Source organism: Pseudarthrobacter sp. PvP090 (genome assembly GCF_040547365.1).
Classification (GTDB): Bacteria; Actinomycetota; Actinomycetes; order Actinomycetales; family Micrococcaceae; genus Arthrobacter.
The window spans coordinates 1-2,819 of sequence record NZ_JBEPPO010000026.1; the positions used below are offsets into that span (position 1 = coordinate 1).

The following is a 2,819-nucleotide window of genomic DNA, read 5'->3' on the forward strand; positions in this document are numbered from 1 at the left end:
CCAGGCTGTTCATCAGGGGGTCGGTCGCAATCTCTCCGCATCAGCGGCGGCGACTCGAATTACTTTACACGCCACCACGACCACACACAAATCGGCCAACACACCACCCCCACACCCCCAAAAACCCCGCCACCACACCGAAACCAAGCCAACCTGAGCCGCTCAGCTCACCATAGGCCAGGAAACCATTCCTGTGGGGTGCATCACCTGTATTCCGAGGTCTCTCCCGTTACGATCAGGGGGTGATGGCAGAACGCCGGCGCCACGGCCCAGACTTCCTCCACCGGCGAGTGTCCGGACCGGCCGCCGCCGGCCTGTCCGGGGGCGAAGTCTCCTCCCGGATGAGGCATGGCCTTGCCAACCGTGTACCGGACACAACCAGCCGCAGCCTTTGGGAGATCGTCCGTGCCAATGTGCTGACTCTGTTCAACGCGATCGTGGGGACGAGTTTTGTCGTCCTGCTGCTGCTGGGCAGCTGGCAGGACGCCCTCTTCGGGCTGGCAGCCGTCGGCAACGCCGTCATAGGCGTTGTACAGGAGTACCGCGCCAAGCAGTCCCTGGACCGCCTCACGGTCCTCGAGGCCCCGCTTGCCCGAGTCCTGCGTGACGGGTTCGTGCAGGAGATCCCGACCGCCGACGTCGTGCTGGACGATGTTCTGGTCCTGCGGGCCGGCGACCAGGTCGCGGCCGATGCCTCTATCCTCGAGAGCGGCGGGTTGGAAACCGACGAATCCCTCCTGACCGGGGAATCGGACCCGGTGGACAAGGACGCGGGGACCGAAGTCCTCTCTGGATCGATCGTTGTTGCAGGCCGGGGCACGGCCCGGGTGATCCGGGTGGGCGCTGACTCCTTCTCCAGCAGGATCGCCGCCGACGCGAAGCGGTTCTCGCTGGTCAACTCTGAAATCCGCAACAGCCTCAACCGGATCCTCGGCTGGCTCAGCTGGGCGCTGCTGCCCGTCGCCCTCATCGTTGCCAACGGCGAGATGCAGTCCAGGGGCGGCTGGGCGCAGGCGATCGCGAGCGGCGCCTGGACATCCGTGCTGGTGGGGGTGATTGCGAGCGTCATCGCCATGATCCCGCTGGGCCTGGTCTTGCTCACGAGCGTGGCTTTTGCCGTCGGTGGGGCCCGGCTGGCCGGGAACAAGGTTCTCATCCAGGAGCTGGCGGCGGTAGAGGGCCTGGCCCGCGTCGATGTCCTCTGTCTCGACAAGACCGGAACGCTCACCGAAGGCCGAATCATCTTTGACGGTGTGCACGAGCTGGCCGAGCCCGCGGAATCCGGTTGGGAGCACGCCTTGGGCTGGTTCGCTGCGGATCCGGAGGCAAACGCGACTTCGCGCTGCCTTGAAGCGGCTTTTGAGCACGACGGCGGCAACCCGGCGGTCGCCTCGGTTCCGTTCTCTTCGGCCCGGAAGTGGAGTTCCGTGACCATGAACGGCGGAATGGGCTCAGGCACGTGGATCCTTGGTGCCCCGGAAGTAGTGCTGACTGATAGGTCCGGCGACTCAGACGCGGCACCGGCAACGGGCGCCGCCCTGGGCAGGGCCGGCCGGCTCGCCGAATCCGGCCTGCGGACCGTCGTGCTGGCCTACGCCGCCGGCATAACCATCGCTCCCGACAACCCAACCCTGCCGGCAGTTGTTGAACCTGTCGTTGTGCTCACGTTTCGGGAACAGATCCGCCCCGATGCTCGGCAGACGCTGGACTACTTCCGCGACGAGGGCGTTGAACTGAAAATCATCTCGGGGGACGACCCCCGGACGGTCGCGGCGATTGCCCGGAGCGTGGGGCTGGACGTGGGGGAGGGTTGCGATGCCCGGAACCTTCCGGCCAATCCCCGACTGCTCGAAGAGGTGATGGCCAACAACACCGTGTTCGGCCGGGTGAGTCCACACCAGAAGAAGGACATGGTGGCTGCACTCCAACGGCGGGGGCACACGGTCGCGATGACCGGAGACGGCGTCAATGACGTGCTGGCGTTGAAAGAGGCAGACCTGGGCATAGCCATGAACTCAGCCGCGCCTGCCACTAAGGCAGTGGCACGGCTGGTGCTGCTGGATGGTCGCTTCGATCGGCTGCCCGGGGTGGTGGCTGAGGGCCGTCGGGTGATCGCCAACGTTGAGCGGGTGTCCAAGCTGTTCCTCAGCAAGACCGCCTATTCGATTGCCATTGCACTCAGCTTCGGTCTACTCAACCTGCAGTTTCCGTTCCTGCCCCGCCAATTGTCGTTCACAGACGGACTGACGATCGGTATCCCCTCCTTCTTCCTGGCACTGATGGCCAATACCCGCCGCTACCGGCCCGGGTTCCTGCGCAGGTCACTGTCCTTCGCCGTCCCCGCCGGGCTCATCGTCACTGCTTCATTGCTGGGGTTGAACCTCTACGCGCAGTTGGGCGGAGCTCCCGCGGCAGCGCCGGAGACCCTGCAGTCCGCATCAGTGCTGGCGCTCTCGGTGATGGGGTTGTGGATTCTCGCGGTGGTCTCCCGTCCGCTCGATGCGAAGAAGCTGGCGGTGGTACTCGCGATGTGCGCCAGTCTCCTGATTCTGATCAACCTGCCGCTCGTCCAGGACTTCTTCCACCTCGTGTGGCCGCCGTCGGATTTGTTGCGGGCAGCCGGCGCGGCCGCGCTGGGCGGCGGGTTCGCTATCGAGCTCCTGGCCTGGATCCACGGCAGGAAATTCCCCCGCTGACCGGGGTGGGAGGGCTTGTTTTGTGGTTTTTTGGGGTTAAATGCGGGAGAGCCCCAACCTGGTGGTTGGGGCTCTCGACCGTGTAATGATGTTCCGGCGGTGACCTACTCTCCCACACCCTCC

Annotated in this window: 1 protein-coding gene; it reads left to right on the plus strand. The window is 65.3% G+C overall.

The genetic code is table 11. From position 1 onward, the window contains the following. Window positions 1–290: 290 nt before the first annotated feature. Complete coding sequence (locus ABIC21_RS19240) at window positions 291–2,696, plus strand: HAD-IC family P-type ATPase (protein ID WP_354351978.1); 2,406 nt, start codon at window positions 291–293, stop codon at window positions 2,694–2,696. Window positions 2,697–2,819 lie beyond the last annotated feature (123 nt).